This window comes from Photorhabdus namnaonensis (genome assembly GCF_001684335.1).
GTDB classification, from domain to species: domain Bacteria; phylum Pseudomonadota; class Gammaproteobacteria; order Enterobacterales; family Enterobacteriaceae; genus Photorhabdus; species Photorhabdus namnaonensis.
The window spans coordinates 19993-44017 of sequence record NZ_LOIC01000019.1; the positions used below are offsets into that span (position 1 = coordinate 19993).

At 42.9% G+C, this 24025-nt stretch carries 19 protein-coding genes and 1 other annotated feature; of the genes, 12 read left to right on the forward strand and 7 right to left on the reverse strand.

Annotation, left to right across the window (positions count from 1 at the left end; translation table 11 throughout):
- Positions 1 to 14: 14 nt before the first annotated feature.
- Together Phpb_RS04555 and Phpb_RS04560 are read right to left on the reverse strand one after the other, a co-directional pair.
- Positions 15 to 1679, reverse strand: a complete 1665-nt coding sequence (locus Phpb_RS04555) for a ShlB/FhaC/HecB family hemolysin secretion/activation protein (RefSeq protein WP_065389373.1) — start codon at positions 1677 to 1679, stop codon at positions 15 to 17.
- Between the two features lie 469 nt (positions 1680 to 2148).
- Positions 2149 to 2787 carry a YtjB family periplasmic protein gene (locus tag Phpb_RS04560; RefSeq protein ID WP_065389374.1) on the reverse strand — a complete coding sequence of 213 codons (639 nt, stop codon included), beginning with the start codon at positions 2785 to 2787 and terminating at the stop codon, positions 2149 to 2151.
- A 115-nt stretch (positions 2788 to 2902) separates the two neighbouring features.
- Between Phpb_RS04560 and serB the strand changes: the two genes are divergently transcribed.
- The 4 genes from serB to Phpb_RS04580 all read left to right on the forward strand — a co-directional run bounded on the left by serB (position 2903) and on the right by Phpb_RS04580 (position 7956).
- A complete protein-coding gene (gene serB / locus Phpb_RS04565; protein WP_065389375.1) occupies positions 2903 to 3880 on the forward strand; it encodes a phosphoserine phosphatase in 978 nt (325 codons plus the stop codon).
- Positions 3881 to 3901: 21 nt separating this feature from the next.
- The gene (radA, locus tag Phpb_RS04570; RefSeq protein WP_065389376.1) at positions 3902 to 5284 is read left to right on the forward strand and encodes a DNA repair protein RadA; all 1383 of its coding nucleotides are present in this window, start codon (positions 3902 to 3904) and stop codon (positions 5282 to 5284) included.
- A gap of 14 nt (positions 5285 to 5298) precedes the next feature.
- Positions 5299 to 6534, forward strand: coding sequence for a multifunctional transcriptional regulator/nicotinamide-nucleotide adenylyltransferase/ribosylnicotinamide kinase NadR (gene nadR / locus Phpb_RS04575; protein ID WP_065389377.1), 1236 nt, complete (start codon positions 5299 to 5301; stop codon positions 6532 to 6534).
- Between the two features lie 675 nt (positions 6535 to 7209).
- Positions 7210 to 7956, forward strand: a complete 747-nt coding sequence (locus Phpb_RS04580; RefSeq protein ID WP_065389378.1) for an ABC transporter ATP-binding protein — start codon at positions 7210 to 7212, stop codon at positions 7954 to 7956.
- A gap of 38 nt (positions 7957 to 7994) precedes the next feature.
- On the opposite strand, the gene ettA is transcribed toward Phpb_RS04580, so the two are convergent.
- Positions 7995 to 9662 carry an energy-dependent translational throttle protein EttA gene (gene ettA / locus Phpb_RS04585; RefSeq protein ID WP_065389386.1) on the reverse strand — a complete coding sequence of 556 codons (1668 nt, stop codon included), beginning with the start codon at positions 9660 to 9662 and terminating at the stop codon, positions 7995 to 7997.
- Between the two features lie 370 nt (positions 9663 to 10032).
- On the opposite strand from ettA, the gene sltY reads away from it, so the two are divergent.
- Both sltY and trpR read left to right on the forward strand, forming a co-directional pair.
- Positions 10033 to 11949 (forward strand): murein transglycosylase, encoded by a 1917-nt coding sequence (gene sltY, locus Phpb_RS04590; RefSeq protein ID WP_065389379.1) that lies wholly within the window; start codon positions 10033 to 10035, stop codon positions 11947 to 11949.
- Between the two features lie 59 nt (positions 11950 to 12008).
- On the forward strand, positions 12009 to 12329 hold the full coding sequence (gene trpR, locus Phpb_RS04595; protein WP_065389380.1) for a trp operon repressor: 321 nt from the start codon (positions 12009 to 12011) through the stop codon (positions 12327 to 12329).
- Between the two features lie 35 nt (positions 12330 to 12364).
- Here trpR and yjjX read toward each other — a convergent pair whose 3' ends face one another.
- The gene (gene yjjX, locus Phpb_RS04600; RefSeq protein ID WP_049583776.1) at positions 12365 to 12895 is read right to left on the reverse strand and encodes an inosine/xanthosine triphosphatase; all 531 of its coding nucleotides are present in this window, start codon (positions 12893 to 12895) and stop codon (positions 12365 to 12367) included.
- 54 nt (positions 12896 to 12949) lie between these two features.
- On the opposite strand from yjjX, the gene gpmB reads away from it, so the two are divergent.
- Complete coding sequence (gene gpmB, locus Phpb_RS04605) at positions 12950 to 13597, forward strand: 2,3-diphosphoglycerate-dependent phosphoglycerate mutase GpmB (protein ID WP_065389381.1); 648 nt, start codon at positions 12950 to 12952, stop codon at positions 13595 to 13597.
- Here the strand turns inward: gpmB and robA are convergent.
- Positions 13594 to 14469: an MDR efflux pump AcrAB transcriptional activator RobA gene (robA, locus tag Phpb_RS04610; protein ID WP_036777055.1), complete on the reverse strand. Its 876-nt coding sequence runs from the start codon at positions 14467 to 14469 to the stop codon at positions 13594 to 13596. The genes gpmB and robA overlap by 4 nt on opposite strands.
- Positions 14470 to 14851: 382 nt before the next feature.
- Between robA and creA the strand changes: the two genes are divergently transcribed.
- Positions 14852 to 15337, forward strand: coding sequence for a protein CreA (creA, locus tag Phpb_RS04615; RefSeq protein WP_075489390.1), 486 nt, complete (start codon positions 14852 to 14854; stop codon positions 15335 to 15337).
- Positions 15338 to 15409: 72 nt separating this feature from the next.
- Here creA and arcA read toward each other — a convergent pair whose 3' ends face one another.
- Entirely contained in the window at positions 15410 to 16126 is a 717-nt protein-coding gene (arcA, locus tag Phpb_RS04620; RefSeq protein ID WP_036777051.1) for a two-component system response regulator ArcA, read from the reverse strand.
- Between the two features lie 664 nt (positions 16127 to 16790).
- Positions 16791 to 16910: a sequence feature (Thr leader region), on the forward strand.
- Positions 16911 to 16935: 25 nt separating this feature from the next.
- Between arcA and thrA the strand changes: the two genes are divergently transcribed.
- From thrA to thrC, 3 genes are read left to right on the forward strand one after another with little or no spacing between them, the layout of a single operon-like run.
- A complete protein-coding gene (gene thrA, locus Phpb_RS04625; RefSeq protein WP_065389388.1) occupies positions 16936 to 19395 on the forward strand; it encodes a bifunctional aspartate kinase/homoserine dehydrogenase I in 2460 nt (819 codons plus the stop codon).
- Positions 19396 to 19397: 2 nt separating this feature from the next.
- Positions 19398 to 20327, forward strand: coding sequence for a homoserine kinase (gene thrB / locus Phpb_RS04630; RefSeq protein ID WP_065389382.1), 930 nt, complete (start codon positions 19398 to 19400; stop codon positions 20325 to 20327).
- 3 nt (positions 20328 to 20330) lie between these two features.
- The gene (thrC, locus tag Phpb_RS04635) at positions 20331 to 21623 is read left to right on the forward strand and encodes a threonine synthase (RefSeq protein WP_065389383.1); all 1293 of its coding nucleotides are present in this window, start codon (positions 20331 to 20333) and stop codon (positions 21621 to 21623) included.
- A 57-nt stretch (positions 21624 to 21680) separates the two neighbouring features.
- Here the strand turns inward: thrC and yaaA are convergent, their stop codons facing one another.
- The gene (gene yaaA, locus Phpb_RS04640) at positions 21681 to 22457 is read right to left on the reverse strand and encodes a peroxide stress protein YaaA (RefSeq protein ID WP_065389384.1); all 777 of its coding nucleotides are present in this window, start codon (positions 22455 to 22457) and stop codon (positions 21681 to 21683) included.
- A gap of 378 nt (positions 22458 to 22835) precedes the next feature.
- Here yaaA and Phpb_RS04645 point away from each other — a divergent pair, with 378 nt between their 5' ends.
- Positions 22836 to 23957, forward strand: a complete 1122-nt coding sequence (locus tag Phpb_RS04645) for an MFS transporter (RefSeq protein ID WP_082302528.1) — start codon at positions 22836 to 22838, stop codon at positions 23955 to 23957.
- Positions 23958 to 24025: the final 68 nt, after the last annotated feature.

Consider the following 24025-nt stretch of genomic DNA (forward strand, 5'->3'; position numbering starts at 1 on the left):
GTTGTTATTCTGAATTAGTACTGCCAGTACAAACTGAATCCGGTGGTGACTGATGAGGTTTGAAAGCCATCCGGTTTGGATAGCGGGATACCGGCAAACAGGTCATAGCTCACGCCTTTAAGACTGCCGCGACAGCCTAGAACGCCACCTGCCAGATGTTTCCCTAGGCGTTGCTCATTTCCTGGCCCGCCAATTTCGCCATAATCCATGCCCAAATACAGGGATTGACCATTCAGTGGCGTTTGCCATTCCAGTTCGTTACGGCTGTACCAACCATGATCTCCATTTAGCGTGCGTTCGCCGTCAAATCCGCGTACGGTCCAGCGGTTGCCGATTGAAAATTGATCCTGTGGCGTCAATGGCCTGGAGCTTATTTGGCGCAGGTACTGGGTTTTATAGATGAATGGTTGAGAAAATAGGGTAAACGGCGCAGAAAGTGCCGCGGAAAACTGGGTTGTTTTAAGTAGGGCGGTTGCTGTACCGCGGATCTCTTCTTGTGCGGGTTGAGCCCCAAACCAGCGTGTTCCCTGTTGGTAAGTCACTCCGGCATCCAGAGTCGCTTTACCGATGTAGTGACGATGAGATAATCCCAATTTCCAGCCAGCCGTTTCCCGGCTCTGTACGCTGATTTCCAGGTTATTAATAAAACTCTTGGATGTGCGACGATAAATTTCACTGTTAACCGAAGTTTTCTGACTGGCGTTACGATGCAGGACTCGGCTGAGTTGGACATTCAGGTTTTTGCTTTTGCCACTGTATTTGTCGTCTCCATTTGGCCTGGCTACCTTTTGGTTGTAATCGTAATTACTGGCAGTGATGCCTGCCATCCAGTATCCCACCGGTAGGGAGTAGTGGATGGTGTAGTTTTTGCTGCTGCGGCCAGAAGGAGAGTGAATATCACGCCCACCGGAAATATAAAATAGATCACTCAACGCAAGAGGATTATCCAGATATAAAGTTAATCCGCCTTGATAACGCCCGGTACTTTTAGAACCAGAATCATCCAGATAGCTAGCTAGTCGCCAATGCCTTGACTGACGCCAGTCCAGTACGATATCGCTTTCTCCTAACTGATCATTCGGTACAATTTCCATGCTGGCTTGAACGGTAGGAAAACGTTGTAAATTTTCTAATCCCTGTTCGATATCCCGTAAATCAAGCAACTTTCCTTCACGGGGAGGGAATGTGGTTATCCGTTGGATATAATTACCGCTTTCAGTGGTATAACGAATATGCCCAACTTTTCCCGGTAAGATCATCAGCTTTAATGTCTTGGAATTAAGATCCTGACTGGGAGCTAATACTCTGCTGGTGACATAGCCATGATTAATTAATCGGTTTTGTATCCGAGTCATTAATATATTAATCCCTTGGGTACCCAGGCAGTGGTTTTCTCCCTGTTGAGCTAAACGTTTTAAAGGTAACCAGTGAGGAAAATGTTCGGTGCCTTCAAGAACGACACGCGCAATAGGAAAACAGGGCGTATCGACAGGAAATTCAGAAGGTACTGCTGTTTCAGGAACAGACAGACGAATATCTTCTGGCGGCGGTGCTAATTGGGCTTCCAACGCTTTCTGCCGTTCCTGTTGATGAATTAGTTGTTGATCTGATATTTCGGCGGCTTTAACACTGGTAGTAATAATAAGAAAGCTAGTAAAAACAATGGCCTTTTTTTGCATTATTCTTTGGCATCCCGCACACGACATGTAATTTTTGGGGCGCTATTAGTCATTAATTTAACTTAATAATCAATATATAGATTTGCGTACTGATATGATTGATAAATACAGTTTGTTTGGAATTTATAATAAAAACAATTAGATATATTTTTGTTATAAAATGAGCAATAATGTAAAAAGACTTATTAATTAATGAGTTGCATGGTTGGTGTCAGGTATTTTTGATTTAATTCTATAGATTGATAAATATGTGATAAATGTCACTAAGGATATTATTATGTAATTATGGTTAAAATAACATTGGTAATTATTATCCCTGGTATTAAATGAATGAGGGATGTTATTTTCTCTGGTTTGATTTTTTATTAATTCATTATTGTGTGTTTTTTTCAGCAAATATGAAAATGGGTTAAATTATTGGTGATTGTCAGAATCAATCACCAAGGTGAAATAATGATTTAGCGAGAAATTATTTCTCTTTTTCTTCACTTGATTTGCTGTTGGCTGTCAGCAAATAAGGAGATTGTTGCCAGCGGCTTGGGGCTAATTGCAACAGGTTATGTGCCAGAATAAAACCAATTGCTAAAGCGAGTAAGATCATGATCCGAAGTAAGTTAGTCGTGTTATCCACCTGCTTGGACTCTGTTGCCAATTTGTGGGTATCCAGTGTCAGGCGTAGAAAACCTTTTGGCTCCTCTTTTCCTGGGATGGGTGTGACTATCTGGTAGTTAAAATAGCTGCCGGCTTTTTTACCATCCAAAGATAGACGATCCCGCACCGAGACGTCCTCTCCGCTATGGGCAACCTGTGTCCCATTGTTAAGATAGACACTGGCGTCAAGTATGCGGCTGTTTGTCGTTAGATGATGTAAATTAGCCTGTATTCGCTCATTATTAAGATCTTTGCTGCCACTCTCCATATAATCAGATAAGCTGAATGCGACTTGTTTTGCCAAGGTTTTTGCCAATTCCTCAAATTGATCCATCTGGGCTTGTTGGTGAGAACGGCTAAAATAAGAAACGCCCTGCATTAGAAATACTAATAAAGCAATGCAAATCAATATAATAGCTGTTTTATGCAGTCGGAATTTTAATTTAGCTTTGATCATCGTTATCTCTTCCAAGCTTTGGCCAACGCAATGTTGCCAGATGCAGTACAGAGAGGATAGTTTGAAGCACAATTTTTTGCTGTTAAATCATGTGGGATTATAGGAGTAGGGATTAATGTCTAATAATCTGGCTTATCACTATTTGCCGGAAGAGGTTCATAAGTGGCCGGGATTACCACTTTCGTTAAGTGGCGAAGAAGTTATGCCATTGGATTACCGGGCTGGTGACAGTGGCTGGTTGATATATGGTCGTGGCTTGGATAAACAACGTATCAGTAATTTTCAACATCGGCTTGGCGCTGCTATTGTCATCGTCTCTTCATGGCGCATTGATGATTATCAGGTGGTACGTATTGCCGGGAATTTGACTACGCGTATTAAGCGGCTGGCTGATGAATGTCGGTTGGATGTGGTTCCGTTGGGGCAGATCCCAAGGTTGCGGTCACCGGGTTTGCTGGTGATGGATATGGATTCAACGGCAATTCAAATTGAATGTATTGATGAAATAGCCCGTTTGGCCGGCGTAGGTGATAAAGTCGCTGAAATTACCGAGCGAGCGATGCAAGGAGAGTTGGATTTTTCTGATAGTCTGCGGGAACGAGTTGCTCAGTTGGCAGGGGCTGATGCTGATATTCTGCGGCAGGTTGTCGAAAATTTACCACTTATGCCGGGGCTGACTAGTTTAGTGCGTAAGTTACAATCCCTTGATTGGCATGTGGCGATCGCGTCGGGTGGTTTTACCTATTTTGCTGACCATTTGCGTCGGAATTTACGTTTGATGGCGGCGGTAGCCAATCAGTTAGAAGTAAAAAATGGCAAGTTGACAGGTAAGGTTATCGGGCCAATTGTTGATGCTAAATATAAGGCTGCTACATTGGTGAAGTTGGCGAAAAAACTGGATATCCCATTGGAACAGACTGTCGCGATTGGTGATGGCGCTAATGATTTGAAGATGATCCGTAAAGCAGGGTTAGGTATCGCTTACCATGCTAAACCGAAAGTTTATGCACAGTCGAAAGTGACTATCCGTCATGCTGATCTCATGGGAGTATTGTGTGTGTTAAGTTGTGGTCTCAAACACGAAGAACGTTAATAGGGTTTTTAGGAGTGCAGAGTGGCTAAAGCAGCAAAGCGGGCATTTGTTTGTAATGAGTGTGGAGCGGATTATCCGCGTTGGCAGGGGCAATGTAGTGCGTGTCATGCCTGGAATACCATTACTGAGGTGCGCTTGGCCGCAGCGCCTTCCTCCCGTAATGAGCGGTTCAGTGGGTATGCGGGAGATGCTGGCGTCAGCAGAGTTCAGAAATTATCAGAGATTAGTCTGGAAGAACTTCCTCGTTTTTCTACCGGGTTTAGAGAGTTCGATCGGGTGCTTGGCGGCGGTGTTGTTCCCGGTAGCGCGATTCTGATCGGCGGTAATCCGGGAGCCGGGAAAAGTACCTTATTGTTGCAGACGATGTGTCAGTTGTCTGCGCAGATGAAAACTTTATATGTCACCGGGGAGGAGTCGTTACAGCAGGTTGCAATGCGTGCGCACCGGTTGGGGTTGCCGGCAGAGAATCTGAATATGTTGTCAGAAACCAGCATTGAACAAATTTGTCTGATTGCGGAGCAGGAGCAGCCAAAGTTGATGGTGATTGACTCCATTCAGGTGATGCATATGGCGGATATCCAATCTTCGCCGGGGAGTGTCGCTCAGGTGAGAGAGACCGCCGCTTATCTTACTCGGTTTGCTAAGACTCGTGGTGTTGCCATTGTTATGGTCGGTCATGTGACCAAAGATGGTTCGTTGGCAGGGCCGAAAGTGTTGGAACACTGTATTGATTGCTCTGTGATGCTTGATGGTGAAGCGGATTCCCGCTTCCGCACTTTACGTAGTCATAAAAACCGTTTTGGGGCGGTTAATGAGCTTGGCGTATTCGCCATGACGGAACAGGGATTACGTGAAGTCAGTAATCCATCAGCGATTTTCTTGAGCCGTGGTGATGAAGTTACCGCTGGCAGCTCTGTCATGGTGGTGTGGGAAGGGACTCGTCCTCTGTTGGTAGAGATTCAGGCGCTGGTGGATCATTCTATGATGACTAATCCACGGCGGGTGGCTGTGGGGTTGGAGCAAAACCGGCTGGCTATTCTGTTGGCGGTTCTTCATCGTCATGGTGGTTTGCAAATGTCCGATCAGGATGTGTTTGTGAATGTGGTGGGGGGCGTTAAGGTCGCGGAAACCAGCGCGGATCTCGCTTTACTGCTCTCTTTAGTCTCCAGTTTTCGGGATAGGCCGTTACCCCGTGATTTAGTTGTATTTGGCGAGGTGGGGCTGGCCGGAGAAATCCGCCCTGTTCCCAGTGGGCAGGAACGCATATCCGAAGCCGCTAAACATGGTTTCAAACGGGCGATAGTGCCTTATGCCAATATGCCCAAAAAAGCGCTGCCAGAGATGCAAGTTTTTGGTGTGAAAAAGTTGGCGGATGCGTTATCTGTTATGGAAGATTTTGATTAAACAGGGTAGGAGATATGGGTCAATTTGATTATCTTAAAGAAGCGATTAAACAGACAGGTTATACGTTGCAACAGGTTGCCGATGCAAGTGGTATGACCAAAGGTTATCTCAGCCAATTAATTAATGACAAAATTAAAAGTCCCAGCGCCCAAAAACTGGCTGCCCTCCATCACTATCTGAGGTTGCAATATCCTGTACAAAATAAAACGGTTGGAGTGGTATTTGGCAAGTTTTATCCCTTGCATACCGGGCATATCTATTTGATTCAACGGGCCTGTAGTCAGGTGGATGAGTTGCATATTATGCTTTGCCATGATGAGCCTAGAGATCGGGAGCTGTTTATAAGCAGTTCTATGTCTCAGCAACCTACGGTGAGTGATCGTCTGCGCTGGTTGCTACAAACGTTTAAATATCAGAAAAATATTCATATTCATTCTTTTGATGAACAGGGAATTGAACCTTATCCACATGGTTGGGATGTGTGGAGTGAAGGCATGAGAGCCTTTATGGCAAAAAAAGGCATTAATCCAACTTATATATACTCCAGCGAAACTCAGGATGCTTGCCGATATAAAGAGCATTTAGGAATTGAGACAATTCTTATCGATCCACAACGCTCATTTATGAAAATCAGTGGTCGGCATATTCGCCAGGACCCATTCCGCCATTGGGAATATATTCCTACGGAAGTGAAACCTTTCTTTGTTCGTACCGTAGCGATTCTTGGTGGAGAATCCAGTGGTAAGTCTACGTTAGTTAACAAATTGGCAAATATTTTTAATACGACAAGCGCTTGGGAATATGGTCGTGATTATGTTTTTTCTCATCTGGGGGGAGATGAGATGGCGCTGCAATATTCGGACTATGACAAGATTGCGTTAGGGCAAGCTCAGTATATTGATTTTGCCGTAAAATATGCGAATAAAGTCGCATTTATAGATACCGATTTTGTCACTACCCAAGCATTCTGTAAGCGATATGAAGGACGTGAACATCCGTTTGTTCAGGCATTAATTGATGAATACCGATTTGATTTAGTCATTTTACTGGAAAACAACACCCCTTGGGTTGCTGATGGTTTGCGTAGTCTTGGCAGCGAACAGGATCGTAAAGAGTTCCAGCAACTGTTGGAGGATATGCTGAAAAGTAATAGTATTGAATATGTCAATGTGGATTCACCTGATTATGATCAGCGTTTCCTACGTTGTATTGAACTCATTCAGCAACTTTTAGCGGCTAATCCTAAATGACACGTTAGTTGAATCGTTTGTAATTAGATTTATATATAATATTTTATATGATAAATTAATAAATATATATCCAATCACAATATGCATTGTGGGTGGATATTTTTATTTCCTGTAAGTAATAAAATATATAACAGCTATTAATATTTTTGATACTTCTATTGATTATTTATTTCTTGAATAAAAACAAAATTAATAATTAAATACTTCCCGGTTGATTTATAAATAAAAGTTCTTGGGTTTTTGATTGGTCTGGGAATAAGAGAGGGTTGATCTTTTTATTAATAATTTAATGTTAGATGTGTAGCTGTTATTATGATGATTAAATATTAATTTTAACATGTTGTTATGATATTAAGGTGTTTTTATCTATAAAAAATTATTTGTCTGATGTTATTTTTTTATTTGTACTAACAAGATAGTAGCCTATTGTTAATGAATGGTTGGTAGGAGTGGGTTGCTCTTGTTTAGTAAAATTTTGATTTTAGCATGCAGATAGTCATTTGAAATAGTCACTGGTAGAAATATTGATATACTTTCAATTGAGATATTTCTTATATGATTTTCCCTCGTTTGTGTAATCTTATAATGATGAATATCTGTATTTTTACGGATTGCTCTGGCTGTAAGAGTTACTGATAATGCCAGATTTCTTACACTATTAATTATGCTGAGATAATGAATTTGAATCAAATCGCTACGATTGAAGCCATTGATATTTCATATGGTTTTTCGAAAAGTAAAGCTAACCAGAAAATGATTTCAGACATCACTCTTTCTATTTTTCCAGGTGAATTTACTTTGATTAATGGGGATCTCTGTTCAGGAAAAAGTACTTTGCTGGCAATGATTTCTGGGTTATTGCCTCTCGACGGAGGAAAAATATTAATTGCTGATAATGAATTGGGGAGGATGAATAACTTCGAGTTAGATAGATTTCATTTGATAAATTGTGGTTTTATCTTTCAAAGAATTAATTTATCTAATGAACTTACGGTTCTGGATAATTTGCTATTATCTCTTTCTTGTGGAATCACGACTTCTCATCAGGAAGCAACAGTCAGGGCAACTAAGGCACTGAATATTGTTGGTTTGAAACATAAGAAAGATATATATCCCAAGGAATTACGTGATAATGAAAAACAACGGGTGGCAATAGCCAGCGCCATTGTGAAAAGTCCTCGGTATTTGTTTGCTGATGAGCCAACCCGTTATCTTGATAATGATGACTGCCAAATAGCGATTGATATCTTAAATTTTATTGCTCATAACCAAAGAGGCACGGTTGTTGTGGCTTCACAGGATAATAGGCTTATCAAACATGCAGATCGTATTATTACGTTGAAAGAAGGAAGGATTATCCATGATACGTATCTTACCCATAACATAATGAATAAGACTATGAGTTTATATCTAAATAATTGAGCGGAAAACGGCCTGTCTCCAGGCCATTTTCAATATGATTATTTGCTGATTCTCTTATATTTAATGCGATGAGGTTCCAGTGCTTCTGCGCCGAGAGTCCGCTTTTTATAGTCTTCGTATTCACTAAAGTTACCTTCAAAGAAAGTGACTTTACCTTCATCTTGGTAATCAATGATGTGGGTTGCGATACGATCAAGGAACCAACGATCGTGGGAAATAACCATCGCACAACCTGGGAATTCCAGCAAGGCGTTTTCCAGTGCGCGCAAGGTTTCAATGTCCAGATCGTTGGTTGGTTCGTCGAGCAACAGCATGTTACCGCCAACTTGCAGCAGTTTAGCCAGATGCAGCCGTCCTCTTTCACCACCAGACAACTCACCGACACGTTTGCCTTGATCAACACCTTTGAAGTTAAAACGGCCAACATAGGCGCGACTTGGCAGCTCGAAGTTACCGATACGCATAATATCCTGACCGCCGGAAATCTCTTCCCAAACGGTTTTCTTATCATCCATGCTGTCACGGAACTGATCGACAGAAGCGAGTTTGACGGTTTCACCTAACGTGATAGTGCCGGAATCGGGCTGTTCCTGGTTGGAGATCATACGGAACAGGGTAGATTTACCGGCGCCGTTAGGCCCGATAATCCCAACAATCGCTCCTTTTGGCAGAGAGAAGCTCAGATTATCAATCAGAACCCGGTCGCCATAGGATTTGGTTAAATTTTCCACTTCCAAAACTTTGTCGCCCAGGCGAGGTCCTGGTGGAATGAACAGTTCGCTGGTTTCGTTGCGTTTCTGGTATTCAACGCTATTTAATTCTTCAAAACGGGCCAGACGTGCTTTACCTTTTGCCTGACGGCCTTTCGGATTTTGGCGAACCCATTCCAGCTCTTTCTCAATGGATTTACGACGCGCGGCTTCTGTTGCGGCTTCTTGAGCAAGACGAGCATCTTTCTGTTCCAACCATGAAGAGTAGTTACCTTCCCACGGAATACCTTCACCACGGTCAAGTTCCAGAATCCAGCCAGCGACGTTATCAAGGAAGTAACGGTCGTGGGTAATGGCGACAACGGTACCTTCGTAATCGTGCAGGAAGCGTTCCAGCCAGGCGACAGATTCGGCGTCAAGGTGGTTAGTTGGCTCGTCCAGTAGCAGCATATCGGGTTTTTCCAGCAGCAAGCGGCAGAGTGCCACACGGCGGCGCTCCCCCCCGGAGAGATGCTCGATTTTTGCATCCCACGGCGGCAAACGCAGGGCATCAGCGGCGCGTTCAAGCTGGTTATCAAGGTTATGGCCATCGTGGGACTGAATAATCGCTTCCAGTTCACCTTGTTCTTTAGCCAGTTTGTCAAAATCAGCGTCAGGATCAGCATAGGCTGCGTAGACTTCATCCAAACGAGTCAGCGCGTGTTTTACCTCGCTAACCGCTTCTTCCACTGCTTCGCGGACAGTGTGCTCAAGGTTTAATTTAGGCTCTTGTGGTAGATAGCCAATTTTAATTCCTGGTTGTGGGCGAGCTTCTCCTTCGATATCTTTATCGATGCCAGCCATAATGCGCAGTAAGGTCGATTTACCGGCGCCATTAAGGCCAAGGACGCCAATTTTTGCTCCTGGAAAGAAACTCAAGGAGATATTTTTCAGAATATGACGTTTCGGGGGAACAATTTTACCGATCCGATGCATGGTGTAGACGTATTGAGCCACGTTGCTATAAGCCTCGCTATCTCTGATGGTGATAATGCCTGTTTTGCGAAGCAAGTCGCATGGACAGGGCGCGTTGATACCTGATTATATCCGTTTAGATTATTGATGTTCATCTGAACACGATTTGTCACAGTTTACCCGATTTAAGTTAATAAACTCTAGAACCCAATTGCTCGAATAAAATGATCTTAGGTTGAGCTTATTAAAGTGAATCAATCTATTAGATAAAAAACTTACCTGCTACGAATATGTGGTTAGATATCTCATCATAGGGTAAATTTATGTGGTAAATGGTAGTAATTATATTATTATGCTGTCTATACATTCGTAATATTAACCTATTTGATTGATCTCCGGAAGGAGCGTGATAATGGCTAAATGGCAATACCTTGCGGTAGCTGTAGGGTTGGTTTTTATCTCTATAGCAGCAAGTGCTGATTCTCTGGAAAATCAGCGGCAGAGATATCAGCAAATTAAACAAGCGTGGAATGTCGGCGATAAGGCTGAAATCGCGAGGCTGATGCCAACGTTGAAAGACTATCCGCTTTATCCTTATCTGCAATACCGGGAGCTGACTCAGGATCTGTCACTTGCTACATCAACGCTGGTCCATGATTTTGTTGATCGCTACCCTAATTTGCCATCTGCACGTTCTTTATCATCCCGTTTTGTCAATGAGCTTGCACGCCGCGAAGATTGGCGCGAGATATTGGCGTTCACTTCTACTGCACCGAAATCTATTACCGCCCGCTGTCATTACTATTTTGCTAAATGGGCTACAGGTGAGGAACAGGTTGCCTGGCAGGGAGCGAAAGAGGTTTGGTTGAATGGACATTCTTTACCGGCCAGTTGCGATAAATTATTTGATGTTTGGCAGCAAACCGGTCATTTATCAGCGAAACTGATATTACAGCGTATTAGTCTGGCGTTAAAAGCGGGGAATACGTCACTGGTCAGTTACCTCGCTAAACAATTGCCACTGGGATACAAAAGTATCAGTGAAGGTCTGATTAAATTACAGGATGATCCTGCGACTGTAGCGGATTTTGCTAATCATACCGGGCCGACTGATTTTACCCGTGTAGCTACTTTAGCGGCTTTCTCGCGTTTCGCACGTCAAGATCCGGAACAGGCGAGAGCGATCATCCCATCAATTGTCAGAGTGCAAAAGATGAATGCAAGTGAACGTCAGCGATTAAAAGAGATTGTCGCCTGGCAGTTAATGGGCGAGGTGAGCGATGAACAAGAAAAGTGGCGTGATGATGCGATTCGCGATAGCCAATCTGTTGCATTGCTTGAGCGTCGTGTTCGTTTGGCGTTGGGTCGTGCAGATGAGCGTGGTGTAGCTCAATGGATAAAATTGCTACCGTTAGAGAAGCAGAACAAAGAAGAATGGCGTTATTGGCAAGCTAACATTCTATTTGCGCAGGGTAATAAAAGCGAAGGTGAGGCGATATTGCGTAAGCTGACAGAAGGCCGTGGTTTTTATCCAATGGTTGCTGCGCAGAAACTGAATGTCAGCTATCCGCTGGTGATGAATAGCGCAAAAAAGCCAGATGCTGCTATTGCTTCAATACCCGAAGTACAGAGAGTGAGAGAACTACTATATTGGCAAATGGATAATCTTGCTCGCATAGAGTGGAGCTACCTGGTCGCCAGCCAAGATAAATTAAAACAACAGCAACTGGCGCGTTATGCTTTCGATCAAAGATGGCCAGCTCTGAGTGTACAGGCGACAATAACTGGAAAAATGTGGGACTACCTTGAAGAACGTTTTCCATTGGCATGGCTGCGGGAATTTAGTCATTTCACTGCAAATAAAGGCATTTCTCAAAGTTATGCGATGGCGATAGCCCGTCAGGAAAGTGCCTGGAATCCGCAGGCCAGTTCGCCAGTCGGGGCCATTGGGTTAATGCAGGTGATGCCAAAAACGGCGGAGGATACGGTTAAGCGAAATGGCATTCAAGGATATGTAAACAGTAGCCAACTTATAAACCCGCTGACGAATATCGAAATCGGTACCGCTTATCTTGAGTCAGTTTATCAGCGCTTTGGAAATAATCGGATACTTGCCAGCGCTGCCTATAATGCCGGACCAACTCGGGTAGAGCGCTGGTTATCTAACAGTGATGGGCGACTGGATGCGATAGCTTTTATTGAAAGCATTCCATTTTCTGAAACTCGCAATTATGTCAAAAATGTTTTGGTTTATGATCTCTTCTACAGTCATTTCATGGGTAAGTCATCAAATGTGCTGACTAACGCGGAGTGGCAAAGGCGTTATTGATTTATGGCAAACTATGTTATGCTGCTGTACTAGTTAAATAGTATGATGACTAATTGATTATGACGACGAATCATCTGACAGACCCGGCACTTTCGCCGCAAGATCATGAAGATTGGCAATGTTTCGTAACATTACTCCAACAGGCTTTTGCTGAAAATCTACAGCATCCGATTTTGCAGTTATTCTTGACGCCAGATGAACGGACAGCACTGGCTACCAGGGTACGAATTATCAAGGAGTTGATGAATGGAAAAATGAGTCAACGTGAGCTGAAAAATGAACTTGGGGTGGGTATTGCGACGATTACGCGCGGCTCTAATAGCTTGAAATTTGCCTCAAACGATGTGAAAGCGTGGTTGGAACAGCAATTATTAAAATAGCAGGCCGCCGACTGCGGCCTAGGGTGAGCGCCTGTTTAACGGGCGTTCAGCTCTTTATAAATTTCATGGTGTACCGGCACCAACGCGAGTATCAGAGCTTGGTGGTACACACTGGTACGAGTCAGTATGCCATCAGTAAAAAAGCCAATCGCCCCATCTTTCTGTTTGATGTTATCAATGCCTGTAAGGTAGGCCATTTCATGGCCTAATTCCCGACCTTCTCGAATGCCATCAAGAATTTTTTCTGGCAGCATTAAACTGGCTGAACGAGATTCTCCGCGAATTTGCTGATATTCCACCACCATCCAGGCAAAGGTCATATCGTCTTCAATACCCGCTTCCACACCGACCCAAAAATCTGCTTCAGGACGAACTTGTCTGGCAGCCATGACACGCTGACGGGCGCCGGTACGGGTTTCCGTGTTACCAATAGGTTGTTGTGGGACGCTACTGTCTACATTGATATCTTCGATCCGATAAGTACCTGGCCCAAAAACATCATCAAAGGCGAGACTAATGGCTTTAATTTTTGCAGGGTTGGTGGTGGCGGCAATAACGTGATACATAATAGGTGAGTTATCCTTTGAACGAGTATTTACGCAGTATAACGGAAAATGAAAATGTTACAGGTATATCTTGTTCGGCATGGGGAGTCCGAATGGAATGCGGCACGTCGTATTCAGGGACAATCTGACAGCCCTTTGACCGAAACAGGCGAACATCAAGCCAGATTAGTGGCGCAAAGAGTAAAATCTGAAAGTATTACCCATGTTATTACCAGCGATCTTGGACGGACACGCCGAACGGCAGAGATCATTGCTGAGGTTTGTGGTTGTGAAGTTATTCTGGAGCCACGTTTGCGTGAATTGCACATGGGGGTGCTTGAACGTAGAAATATTGATTCCTTGACCTCGGAAGAGGAGAACTGGCGTAAGAAAGTCCTTGATGGCACGCCGGGGGGACGTATCCCCGAAGGCGAATCGATGGATGAACTCGCTGCGCGTATGAGAGCCGCGCTGGAAAGCTGCCGTAAGCTGCCGGTTGGTAGTCGGCCATTGTTAGTCAGTCATGGCATTGCTTTGGGATGTTTGGTTAGCACGATACTGGGATTGCCCGCCCATGCTGAACGCCGTCTTCGCTTGCGAAATTGCTCTCTGTCCAGAGTGGATTATCAACAAAGTCCGTGGCTGGCGTCAGGCTGGATTGTGGAAACGGCAGGCGATATCACACATCTGGATACGCCCGCACTGGATGAATTACAACGTTAATGCTGGATAGGAATGAGATACTGAAATTCGATGATATGGTTCGCCGCTTCCTTATCCCTATCATTGGTATTGGTAAGATAATATCGTTCGATATCGTATCCTTTCCTACGCGTCAGGTTTAGCATTGGCAGGCAAATACCATAGACGGTAAACAGGAAATCCTGTAAGCCATCTTTGGTGCCGTAGTAACTAAATGAGACGTATTCTCCAGCCGGTAATGTAACAGGTTGGCTGCCTGCCACATCAAACTGGGCATATTGGGGTTCTACCGCCGTTGTGTACAACACGGTTTGTTCATCTTCTTTTTCTGGATTGGGAGTCGCATGATGAAGGCCATAAAGTACAGGAGGTAACACTTCTGCATTTTGCAGATAATATGTCCAGAAATTGTGTCGCATTTCAGTACAAAAACTGGACCATTGTTCCAGTGTATAAGAACAGGTCTGTTCTATACCAACCAGTGGCTGTTCCTCTAGGGTGAGATAAGTTGCTTCGGGAATATACCTTTTATCCAGCAATATGGGCGGGCAAATACCCGTGGCGCACCACTCCTCACTGAGACGATAAAGTGCAGGTGTTTTATTAAATTGTTTTTTAAATGCGCGAGTGAAAGTTTGTTGGGAGTCAAACTGGTACTGTAAAGCAATATCCAGAATAGGGCGGCTGGTTAAACGTAAAGCAACGGCTGCCCGTGATAACCTTCTGGCACGGATATAGGAGCCAATAGCCTGGCCGGTAATGTCTTTAAACATACGTTGCAGGTGCCATTTAGAATAACCTGCTTTAGCTGCAACATTATTGAGTGATAACGGTTGATCTAGATGATTGTCTAGCCAACGTAATAAATCACGAATGATGCCGGTTTGATCCATACATCTCCTTAGTCGTTAAGACCAGAAAGAACAATATAAGAACCTATACTGCTAGGCTATTTTGTTTGCCGCTTGAACAGGTTTACAGAGTGAGTAAAACGAATCATTCCTATGTATTGCATATCTGTTCGGTGTCTGCGTACTGTTGGTGTTCATAATTTATTGACAAGCGTGGCATTCAACAATAACTCTACTGGATATAAGTGCTAAGTGTAAAACAAGTCTTATATTTACAATAGGATACTTATTCGTATTATTATTTCACTCATTACTTTGTGAAATTATTCTAATAAGTAATTATTGTTATTAGAGGGTATTGCCGCCTATTTGGTATCTTGGTGGTGAAATTTTACGCTGAATTAATTAAGGTACGAGACTATATATGTTAAAAATCATAAAGATACTAGTAACGACAACATTGTTGTTCATACCTGTGGCGACTCAGGCAGAAGAGATTGGCTCGGTAGACACTGTTTTTAAATTTATCGGGCCTGATCACAAAATTGTCGTGGAAGCATTTGATGATCCTGATGTTAAAAATGTGACTTGCTACCTGAGCAGGGCAAAAACAGGAGGAATAAAAGGGGGCTTAGGGCTGGCGGAAGATACTTCTGATGCGGCGATTTCTTGTCAGCAGGTTGGAGAGGTTGAACTAACAGACAAGATTAAAAAGAGCAGTAAAAAAGGTCAGGTGGTTTTCCAGAAACGAACTTCACTGGTGTTTAAAAAACTTCAAGTCGTTCGTTTCTATGATGCAAACCGTAATGCATTAGTCTATCTGACATATTCCGATAAGATGATCGATGGTTCACCGAAGAATGCGATCAGCGCTGTACCGATTATGCCGTGGAAGACGGTAGGGAATTGAGGGGCAGGATGGGTTCCCACAGGGATATCCCATCCGTCATTTTTAGAGGCTTACTGACACTGGCAGTTCAAGTTATGCTTCCAAATCACCACAGAAGCGATAGCCTTCGCCGTGAATGGTGGCGATAATTTCCATCGTATCTGGCGTCGATTCGAAATGTTTACGGATGCGACGAATCGTTACATCAACGGTACGGTCATGAGGTTTCAATTCACGACCTGTCATTTTTCTCAGTAAATCTGCGCGCGTTTGGATTTTGCCTGGATTTTCACAGAAATGAAGCATGGCGCGGAACTCGCTGCGCGGCAATTTATATTGCTCGCCCGCCGGGCTGATCAGAGAACGGCTATTGATATCTAATTCCCAACCGTTGAATTTATAACTCTCAACTTGGCGACGTTCCTCGCTGACATTACTCAGATTCATGGTGCGAGAAAGCAGGTTGCGGGCGCGAATAGTTAATTCACGCGGATTAAATGGTTTGGTGATGTAATCATCAGCACCAATTTCCAAGCCAAGGATTTTGTCTACTTCGTTGTCACGGCCGGTCAGGAACATCAGGGCGACATTTGCTTGCTCACGCAGTTCGCGGGCAAGCAACAAGCCATTTTTGCCTGGAAGGTTAATGTCCATAATCACCAAGTTAATGTCATTGTTTGACAGAATGTGGTGCATCTCTGAACCATCGGTGGCTTCATAAACTATATACCCTTCAGCTTCGAAAATGCTTTTTAGGGTATTGCGAGTGACAATTTCGTCTTCAACAATCAAAATGTGCGGGGTTTGCATGGTTGCTACCTAGAATCGCTTAAAAATAAATCAGAATGATTCAAACTACTCTTATCTCAGGATATTTACTGGTTATTATTTGTCATCACTGAAATTATAGCTTAAATCAGTAATAACATTTATTGATATGTTTTACACTGAAAGTAAAAGTTGCTTTTCCTTTGGTGGGTATATACCCAAAAAACTGGTTAAACAGTGTTATGTTAGTCCATTAACAGCAATATAACAGCTTGCGATGCATTTACCATCTAAAAAAACTACCTTTTATTGACGTACATCAAAATTGATTGTAGCACGTTAATATTATTTATATTGGTTATTTTATACCTTGTATTCTGTCATGCAAATGACAAATTTCTGTTAACGTACAGAGTGGTTTTGTACGGAAAATAATCTCTGTTGAGTTTGGCAGTGAACAAAAATAGCTGATTTTTACGAAAAGATAAAATATATTGTTAATTTTGTTAAAAATGGATTTAACAACTAAAAAATTGGCTTCAACAAGAAATATTTGTTTGTCTTGATGACCATGAGATGAATTATTCCATTACTAAAAATATCGAAAAAATAAAATTGTTTAGAGAAAATGTTTGACTTTGTGCACAGATTCATTTAACCAATATAGGGTCGAACCCATTAAATGACAGACAGGAACCTATGCAAACTATCAGCCTGAAAACCACAATTATTATCACCACCGGAACCACAGGTTGCGGGGCGGGCTGACGCATACATAAAACAGAGAAAAAAGCCCGCATCCAAATCAGATGCGGGCTTTTTTTTGGCGCGGAATCAGGAGAAAAATGTTAATGCGAGTGCTTAAATTTGGAGGAACTTCGGTCGCTAATTACCAACGTGTGCTGAGCGTTGCCGATATTGCAGAAAAAAAACTTTCTCAGGGAGGAGTTGCATTGGTGCTTTCCGCACCGGCAAAAATTACCAATCATTTAGTGGCGATGATTGAAAAAACGGTCTCCGGGCAAGAGATCATTACCCATATTCATGATGCAGAGCAGATCTTTGCTGATTTATTACAGGGATTGGCACAGGCGCAACCTGGTTTTGCTTATGAACGGTTAAAAATGATGGTTGAGCAAGAACTTGCGCAATTGAAACAGGTTCTGCATGGTATTTCGTTACTGGGTCAATGCCCGGACAGCATTAACGCTTCCCTGATTTGTCGTGGTGAAAAACTCTCTATCGCCATCATGGAGTCTGTATTGCAGGCACGTGGTCATAAAGTCACGGTGATTGATCCAGTGAAAAATCTGCTGGCACAAGGTCATTACCTTGAATCTACGGTAGATATCAACGAATCCACCAAGCGTATTGCTTCTCTGAATATTCCTGATGACCATATTGTCCTGATGGCTGGATTTACGGCTGGGAATGATAAAGGGGAGCTAGTTGTCCTGGGGCGTAATGGTTCTGACTATTCCGCTGCTGTTTTGGCGGCTTGTTTGCGAGCTAAATGTTGCGAAATCTGGACTGATGTGGATGGTGTTTATACCTGTGATCCCAGAGTCGTGCCGGATGCACGGTTACTCAAAGGCATGTCCTATCAGGAAGCGATGGAACTCTCTTATTTCGGCGCCAAGGTGTTGCATCCGCGGACTATTGCTCCGATTGCTCAATTTCAGATCCCCTGTTTGATTAAGAATACCGTTAATCCAGATGCGCCGGGAACACTTATCGGCGACGGGCAGAAAGATGAAAGTACGCCGGTAAAAGGGATTACTAATCTGAGCAATATGGCGATGATTAACGTATCAGGCCCTGGCATGAAGGGGATGGTGGGGATGGCGGCTAGGGTATTTGCTGTCATGTCTCGCAAAGGGATCTCTGTTGTGCTGATTACTCAATCATCTTCAGAATACAGTATCAGCTTCTGTGTGCCTCAACGTGAATTGGAACGTGCGCGTCAGGCGCTGAGTGAAGAATTCTATCTTGAACTGAAAGAGGGCGTTCTTGATCCTTTGGATGTGATGGAAAATCTTTCCATTATCTCGGTTGTGGGCGATGGTATGCGTACTTTGCGTGGTATCTCCGCCCGTTTCTTCTCGGCATTGGCGCGCGGTAATATCAATATTGTCGCTATCGCACAGGGGTCATCTGAACGTTCTATCTCCGCGGTTATCGATAATGAAGTGGCAACGACAGCCGTTCGTTTGTGCCATCAGATGTTATTTAATACCGATCAGGTGATCGAAGTTTTTGTTGTCGGTGTTGGTGGTGTAGGCAGTGTTTTAATTGAGCAGATTCGTCGTCAACAAACCTGGTTGAAACAAAAGCACATCGATTTAAGGGTATGTGGTATTGCTAATTCACGGGCGATGCTGACGGACATGAGAGGCATTTGCCTTGATAATTGGCAGCAATGTTTATCAGAGGCCACAGAACCTTTTAGTTTGAGTCGCCTGATCCGTTTGGAGAAAGAGTACCATTTGCTGAACCCGGTTATAGTGGATTGTACCTCTAATCAGCAAATTGCCGATCAATACGCCAGTTTTCTGAGTGATGGCTTCAATGTGGTCACGCCGAATAAAAAAGCCAATACATCGTCGATGGCTTATTATCACCAGATTCGTAAGGCGGCAGAGAAATCTAAACGCAAATTCCTGTATGACACTAACGTCGGGGCTGGTCTGCCGGTTATTGAGAATTTACAAAACCTGCTTAATGCGGGTGATGAACTGGTTCAGTTCAATGGCATTCTTTCCGGTTCTCTCTCTTTTATTTTCGGTATGCTGGATGAAGGAATGTCACTATCTCAGGCGACGTTGCTGGCAAAAGAGAAGGGTTATACCGAACCTGATCCGCGTGATGATCTGTCCGGTATGGATGTTGCTCGTAAGTTGTTGATCCTCGCTCGTGAATCAGGTTATGAACTTGAACTGGATGATATTGATGTGGAGCCTGTACTGCCAGCTTCCTTTGATAACGGTGGCAGCGTGGATACTTTCCTTGAGCGTTTACCCTCTCTTGATCAGGTTTTCAGCCAGCGTGTGGCAGAAGCCAAAGGGCAGGGAAAAGTGCTGCGCTATGTCGGCATAATTGAAGATGGCCGTTGTAAGGTGAAAATCGCCGCAGTAGATGGCAATGATCCGCTTTATAAAGTCAAAAATGGCGAAAATGCGTTAGCATTCTACACGCGTTACTATCAGCCAATACCGCTGGTACTGCGGGGATACGGGGCGGGTAATGATGTTACTGCCGCAGGTGTGTTCGCAGATATGCTGCGTACTTTGTCCTGGAAACAGGGAGTTTAATTGTGATTAAAGTTTATGCGCCTGCATCTATTGGCAATGTCAGTGTTGGGTTTGATGTGCTGGGAGCGGCGGTCTCTCCGGTTGATGGTAATTTATTAGGTGATTGCGTTACTGTCCGGGCAGCGGAGAGCTTTAGTTTGCGTAATGAAGGGTTGTTTGTGGGGAAGTTACCTGAGCAGCTGGAGCACAACATCGTTTATCAATGCTGGCAATTATTCTGTCATCATTTTGGTAAACAACTACCTGTGGCAATGACGCTGGAAAAAAATATGCCAATAGGCTCTGGTCTTGGCTCTAGCGCTTGTTCTGTTGTTGCTGGCTTGATGGCGCTGAATGAATTTGCAGGTCTTCCGTTTAGTGAAAGCCAATTACTGGCGATGATGGGGGAACTGGAAGGGCGTATTTCCGGCAGTATTCACTACGATAATGTTGCTCCATGTTATCTCGGCGGTTTACAACTGATTATGGAACAGGGGGATACTATCTGTCAGCCGGTACCTTCGTTTGATGAATGGTTATGGGTGATGGCCTATCCGGGCATTAAAGTTTCTACCGCGGAAGCCAGAGCGATTTTGCCTGTGAACTATTCGAAGCAGGATGTTATCGATCATGGCCGTTTTCTGGCTGGCTTTATTCATGCTTGTCATACACATCAGCCCGATCTGGCCGCTGGATTGATGAAAGATGTGGTTGCTGAACCATATCGTACTCAACTGCTACCGGGTTTTGCTAAGGCGCGTGAAACCGCGAAACGGATAGGAGCATTGGCGTGTGGTATTTCTGGTTCTGGCCCGACCTTGTTTTCTATTTGTAATGACATGGCAACCGCAGAAGAAATGGCTGAGTGGCTGCAACAGCATTATGTTCAGAATGATGAAGGTTTTGTACACATTTGCCGTCTGGATCTCGCAGGCGCACGACAGATAGGGTAACTGATGAAACTGTATAACTTGAAAGACAACGGCGAGCAGGTAAGTTTTGCACAGGCAGTCAAACAGGGGTTAGGCAAACAGCAAGGGCTTTTCTTCCCGCAAGATTTACCGGAATTTAGTCGGGAAGAAATTGACCAACTGTTAAAACTGGATTTTGTTACTCGCAGCGGTCGCATTCTCTCAGCGTTTATTGGCGATGAAATTCCGCCAGAACAATTGGCGACACGAGTTAAGTGTGCTTTTACTTTTCCGGCGCCTGTTACCAAAGTAGAAGAAGATGTTGCAGCGTTGGAATTATTCCACGGCCCGACTCTGGCATTTAAGGATTTTGGTGGTCGTTTCATGGCGCAAATACTGGCACAAGTTGCTGGTGAGCAGCCAGTAACCATCCTGACGGCGACTTCTGGCGACACAGGGGCCGCAGTAGCGCATGCCTTTTATGGGTTGAATAATGTACAAGTGGTGATCCTCTATCCGCAGGGCAAAATCAGCCCGTTACAGGAAAAACTGTTCTGTACCTTGGGCGGTAATATTCACACGGTGGCAATTGATGGCGATTTCGATGATTGCCAAGCGTTGGTTAAACAGGCGTTTGATGATCAGGAGTTGAAACAAGCTCTGTATCTCAATTCAGCCAATTCAATTAACATCAGCCGCTTGTTAGCACAAATTTGCTACTACTTTGAAGCGGTTGCTCAACTACCAGAAGATAAACGTGAACAACTGGTTATCTCTGTACCGAGTGGGAATTTTGGTGATTTGACCGCGGGTTTATTGGCAAAATCGATGGGATTGCCGGTAAAACGCTTTATCGCTGCCACTAATGTTAACGATACGGTGCCACGTTATTTAACGGATGGAAAATGGCAGCCTCACCAGACCGTTGCCACGCTTTCCAACGCAATGGATGTGAGTCAGCCAAACAATTGGCCACGTATTGAAGAACTGTTTCGTCGTCAATCTTGGTCGTTAAGTGAATTAGGATACGGTGTAGTCAGTGATGACGTGACTAAAGAGACGATTAAAGCGTTGGCTAAACTGGGTTACATCTCTGAACCTCATGCTGTGGTTGCTTATCGTGTTCTGCGTGATCAATTACAAGACGGTGAATACGGGTTATTTCTCGGTACGGCACATCCGGCGAAATTTAAAGAGAGCGTGGAGCAAATTCTGGGGGAGGAATTACCATTGCCGGAAGCTTTGGCTGAAAGGGCTGATTTAAGCTTATTATCCCATCATTTGCCGGCAGATTTTGCTGAATTACGTACTTTCCTGATGGAAAGAGTTCCTAAATAGCAATAGAGGGTAGGCGCCGCACAAATCATGCGGCGTTTATGATTAAATAATAAAGCCTTAGTGTTGTTCAGGGCGTTTAAATACCAGTTCATTTCCTTTGGACAGTGACTCATCAAAGGCGTAGCCATCCAGATTAAACTCTACCAGACGGTCAGTTTGGGTTAATTGGTTCTGAATAATAAACCGGCTCATTAGCCCACGAGCTTTTTTCGCGTAAAAGCTAATAATCTTATATTTACCGTTTTTCTCATCAAGAAAGACGGGTTTAATAATTTTACCGGCTAGTTTTTTCGTATTCACGGATTTGAAATATTCATCGGAAGCCAAATTAACCAACACATTATCACCTTGTTGTTCCAGAGCCTCATTGAGCTTTTCCGTGATCAAATCTCCCCAGAAAGCGTAGAGATCTTTACCACGTTTATTTTCCAGCTTGATCCCCATTTCCAGCCGGTAAGGTTGCATCAGATCCAACGGACGAAGTACACCGTAAAGACCAGACAGGATACGCAGATGATTCTGAGCAAAATCAAAATCCTTATCAGAAAAAGCTTCTGCCTGCATACCAGTGTAAACATCACCTTTAAACGCCAGAATAGCTTGACGGGCATTTTCTGGCGTGAAATCAGCATGCCATTCACCAAAACGAGCGGCATTCAAGCCAGCAAGTTTATCGCTGATACCCATCAAACTCGCAATTTGGGCAGGCGTCAGTTTACGACAGAGGCTAATTAGCTGTTCTGACTGGTCGAGTAATGCTGGCTGGCTATATTTTTCCGTGGCAAACGGGCTTTCATAATCAAGGGTTTTTGCAGGTGAAATAGTGATAAGCATAATATTGTCCCGGCTGTTCAGATTAAGTTAATTTAACAAAAGATAGGATAATAAAGAATGAGTAACAATGATAGCGGAAACTGTGTGTTTAATATCTATGAGGTAACAAGCTGATAATTTTACACTCCATTTTATTGACCGATATTACCTTTAATGAGAATAATATTTAAATAATTTATCATGGTATATTTTAATTTAATTTTATATATAAATACAAATAAAGTTTATTGATTTTTTAAATATTAATTTTTGTGAATTTGATCTATTTTTCTTGGATTGTAATAGTGTAATTATTCTAAAGGTAATAAAGTGTACAATATTACCAATTTCTTATTTGATTGAAATCGATTGGATAAAAATGTATAAATGGGATAAAACATGGAGAATAAAAACAAGCTATTATCCTCAGATATAATATCTATCTTTGGTACAGGAATCAGTGAAATATCGCTTATTTCACTTGTATACTCAATTACAAGATCGGAAATAGACACGTCTTTAATGGTATCTGTGAGGTTAATGGCGAGTATATTGGTTTTTGCGGTTATTGGTGGGTTAACCGCTCGGTTTAATATGCGAATTATTTGTATTTATTCGGATTTATTTCGGGCGGTAACAATATTCCTTGCTGTGTTTGTGAATAATATATATTTATTATTTTTCATATCTTTCCTGCTGTCATTTTTTTCAGGTTTAAATATATCGATAAGGTCAGCGGCATACCAGATATTTGTCAGCTCAGAAGAAAGAGTTGCTTTTATATCAAAGCAACAACTCTATTATGGGTTACTCTCTATATCTTCTCCATTGATAGCCGGTTTTTTGATAAATATGATGTCAATACGATCCTTGTTTCTTATTGAATCAATGTGTTTTATTTTATCAATTATATTTCTCTTTTTTATCAGCGATTGGGGAACTAAAATAAAGGAAAAAGATATTTCTATGAAATATGGTGGATTGGAATATATTATAAAGAATAATATCCAGAGAAATATATTATTGTTCAGGATAAGTATTCTAACCGCAATGGTGTCATATCAGGTGATTTCAACCTATATAATGACTTCAAGCTATACAACAATCGTCTCTTTATTTGGTGGATTATACTCGTTTTCTTTTTCTGATTTGGTTGCTTATTTCTCCTTTTTAGCTTCTGTTGCAATGTTATTAGGATCTTATTTATCTGACTCTTGTTTTAATATAAATAAGCTGAAACAATCTTTCTTTCTTGGTTCTCTTTTGATTGCAATTGGGAGTATTCTTTGGGCCATGCCTTTGTCAAGAATTGTCCTATTATACTATACGTTGGGCACTATGCTTATTTTTGTCGGACTCTCTTTTTTAAGGATATCTCTCTATACATCAGGACAAGAACTAACGCCAGAAAAATATTTTGCGAGAATAATATCGTCTTCGGATGCAATTTCAAGAAGTTACCAGTCAGCCTTTGGTATTATAATAATATGGTTAATCCCTTTGCTAAATAAGATTTCATAATAGTGCTACACTCATTTTTTGTCTTCCTGGCTTTTGCTGTGATGAAAACGATGCCAAAAAGGCATCAA

Excerpts from the sequence above, each read along its gene's own strand:
- nadR (WP_065389377.1), top strand. The coding sequence starts at position 5,299 with ATGGGTCAATTTGATTATCTTAAAGAAGCGATTAAACAGACAGGTTAT.
- Phpb_RS04555 (WP_065389373.1), bottom strand. The coding sequence starts at position 1,679 with ATGCAAAAAAAGGCCATTGTTTTTACTAGCTTTCTTATTATTACTACC.
- creA (WP_075489390.1), top strand. The coding sequence starts at position 14,852 with ATGTTAAAAATCATAAAGATACTAGTAACGACAACATTGTTGTTCATA.
- Phpb_RS04560 (WP_065389374.1), bottom strand. The coding sequence starts at position 2,787 with ATGATCAAAGCTAAATTAAAATTCCGACTGCATAAAACAGCTATTATA.
- yjjX (WP_049583776.1), bottom strand. The coding sequence starts at position 12,895 with ATGTATCACGTTATTGCCGCCACCACCAACCCTGCAAAAATTAAAGCC.
- Phpb_RS04580 (WP_065389378.1), top strand. The coding sequence starts at position 7,210 with ATGAATTTGAATCAAATCGCTACGATTGAAGCCATTGATATTTCATAT.
- yaaA (WP_065389384.1), bottom strand. The coding sequence starts at position 22,457 with ATGCTTATCACTATTTCACCTGCAAAAACCCTTGATTATGAAAGCCCG.
- trpR (WP_065389380.1), top strand. The coding sequence starts at position 12,009 with ATGACGACGAATCATCTGACAGACCCGGCACTTTCGCCGCAAGATCAT.
- Phpb_RS04645 (WP_082302528.1), top strand. The coding sequence starts at position 22,836 with ATGGAGAATAAAAACAAGCTATTATCCTCAGATATAATATCTATCTTT.
- robA (WP_036777055.1), bottom strand. The coding sequence starts at position 14,469 with ATGGATCAAACCGGCATCATTCGTGATTTATTACGTTGGCTAGACAAT.
- arcA (WP_036777051.1), bottom strand. The coding sequence starts at position 16,126 with ATGCAAACCCCGCACATTTTGATTGTTGAAGACGAAATTGTCACTCGC.
- thrA (WP_065389388.1), top strand. The coding sequence starts at position 16,936 with ATGCGAGTGCTTAAATTTGGAGGAACTTCGGTCGCTAATTACCAACGT.
- sltY (WP_065389379.1), top strand. The coding sequence starts at position 10,033 with ATGGCTAAATGGCAATACCTTGCGGTAGCTGTAGGGTTGGTTTTTATC.
- thrC (WP_065389383.1), top strand. The coding sequence starts at position 20,331 with ATGAAACTGTATAACTTGAAAGACAACGGCGAGCAGGTAAGTTTTGCA.
- gpmB (WP_065389381.1), top strand. The coding sequence starts at position 12,950 with ATGTTACAGGTATATCTTGTTCGGCATGGGGAGTCCGAATGGAATGCG.
- serB (WP_065389375.1), top strand. The coding sequence starts at position 2,903 with ATGTCTAATAATCTGGCTTATCACTATTTGCCGGAAGAGGTTCATAAG.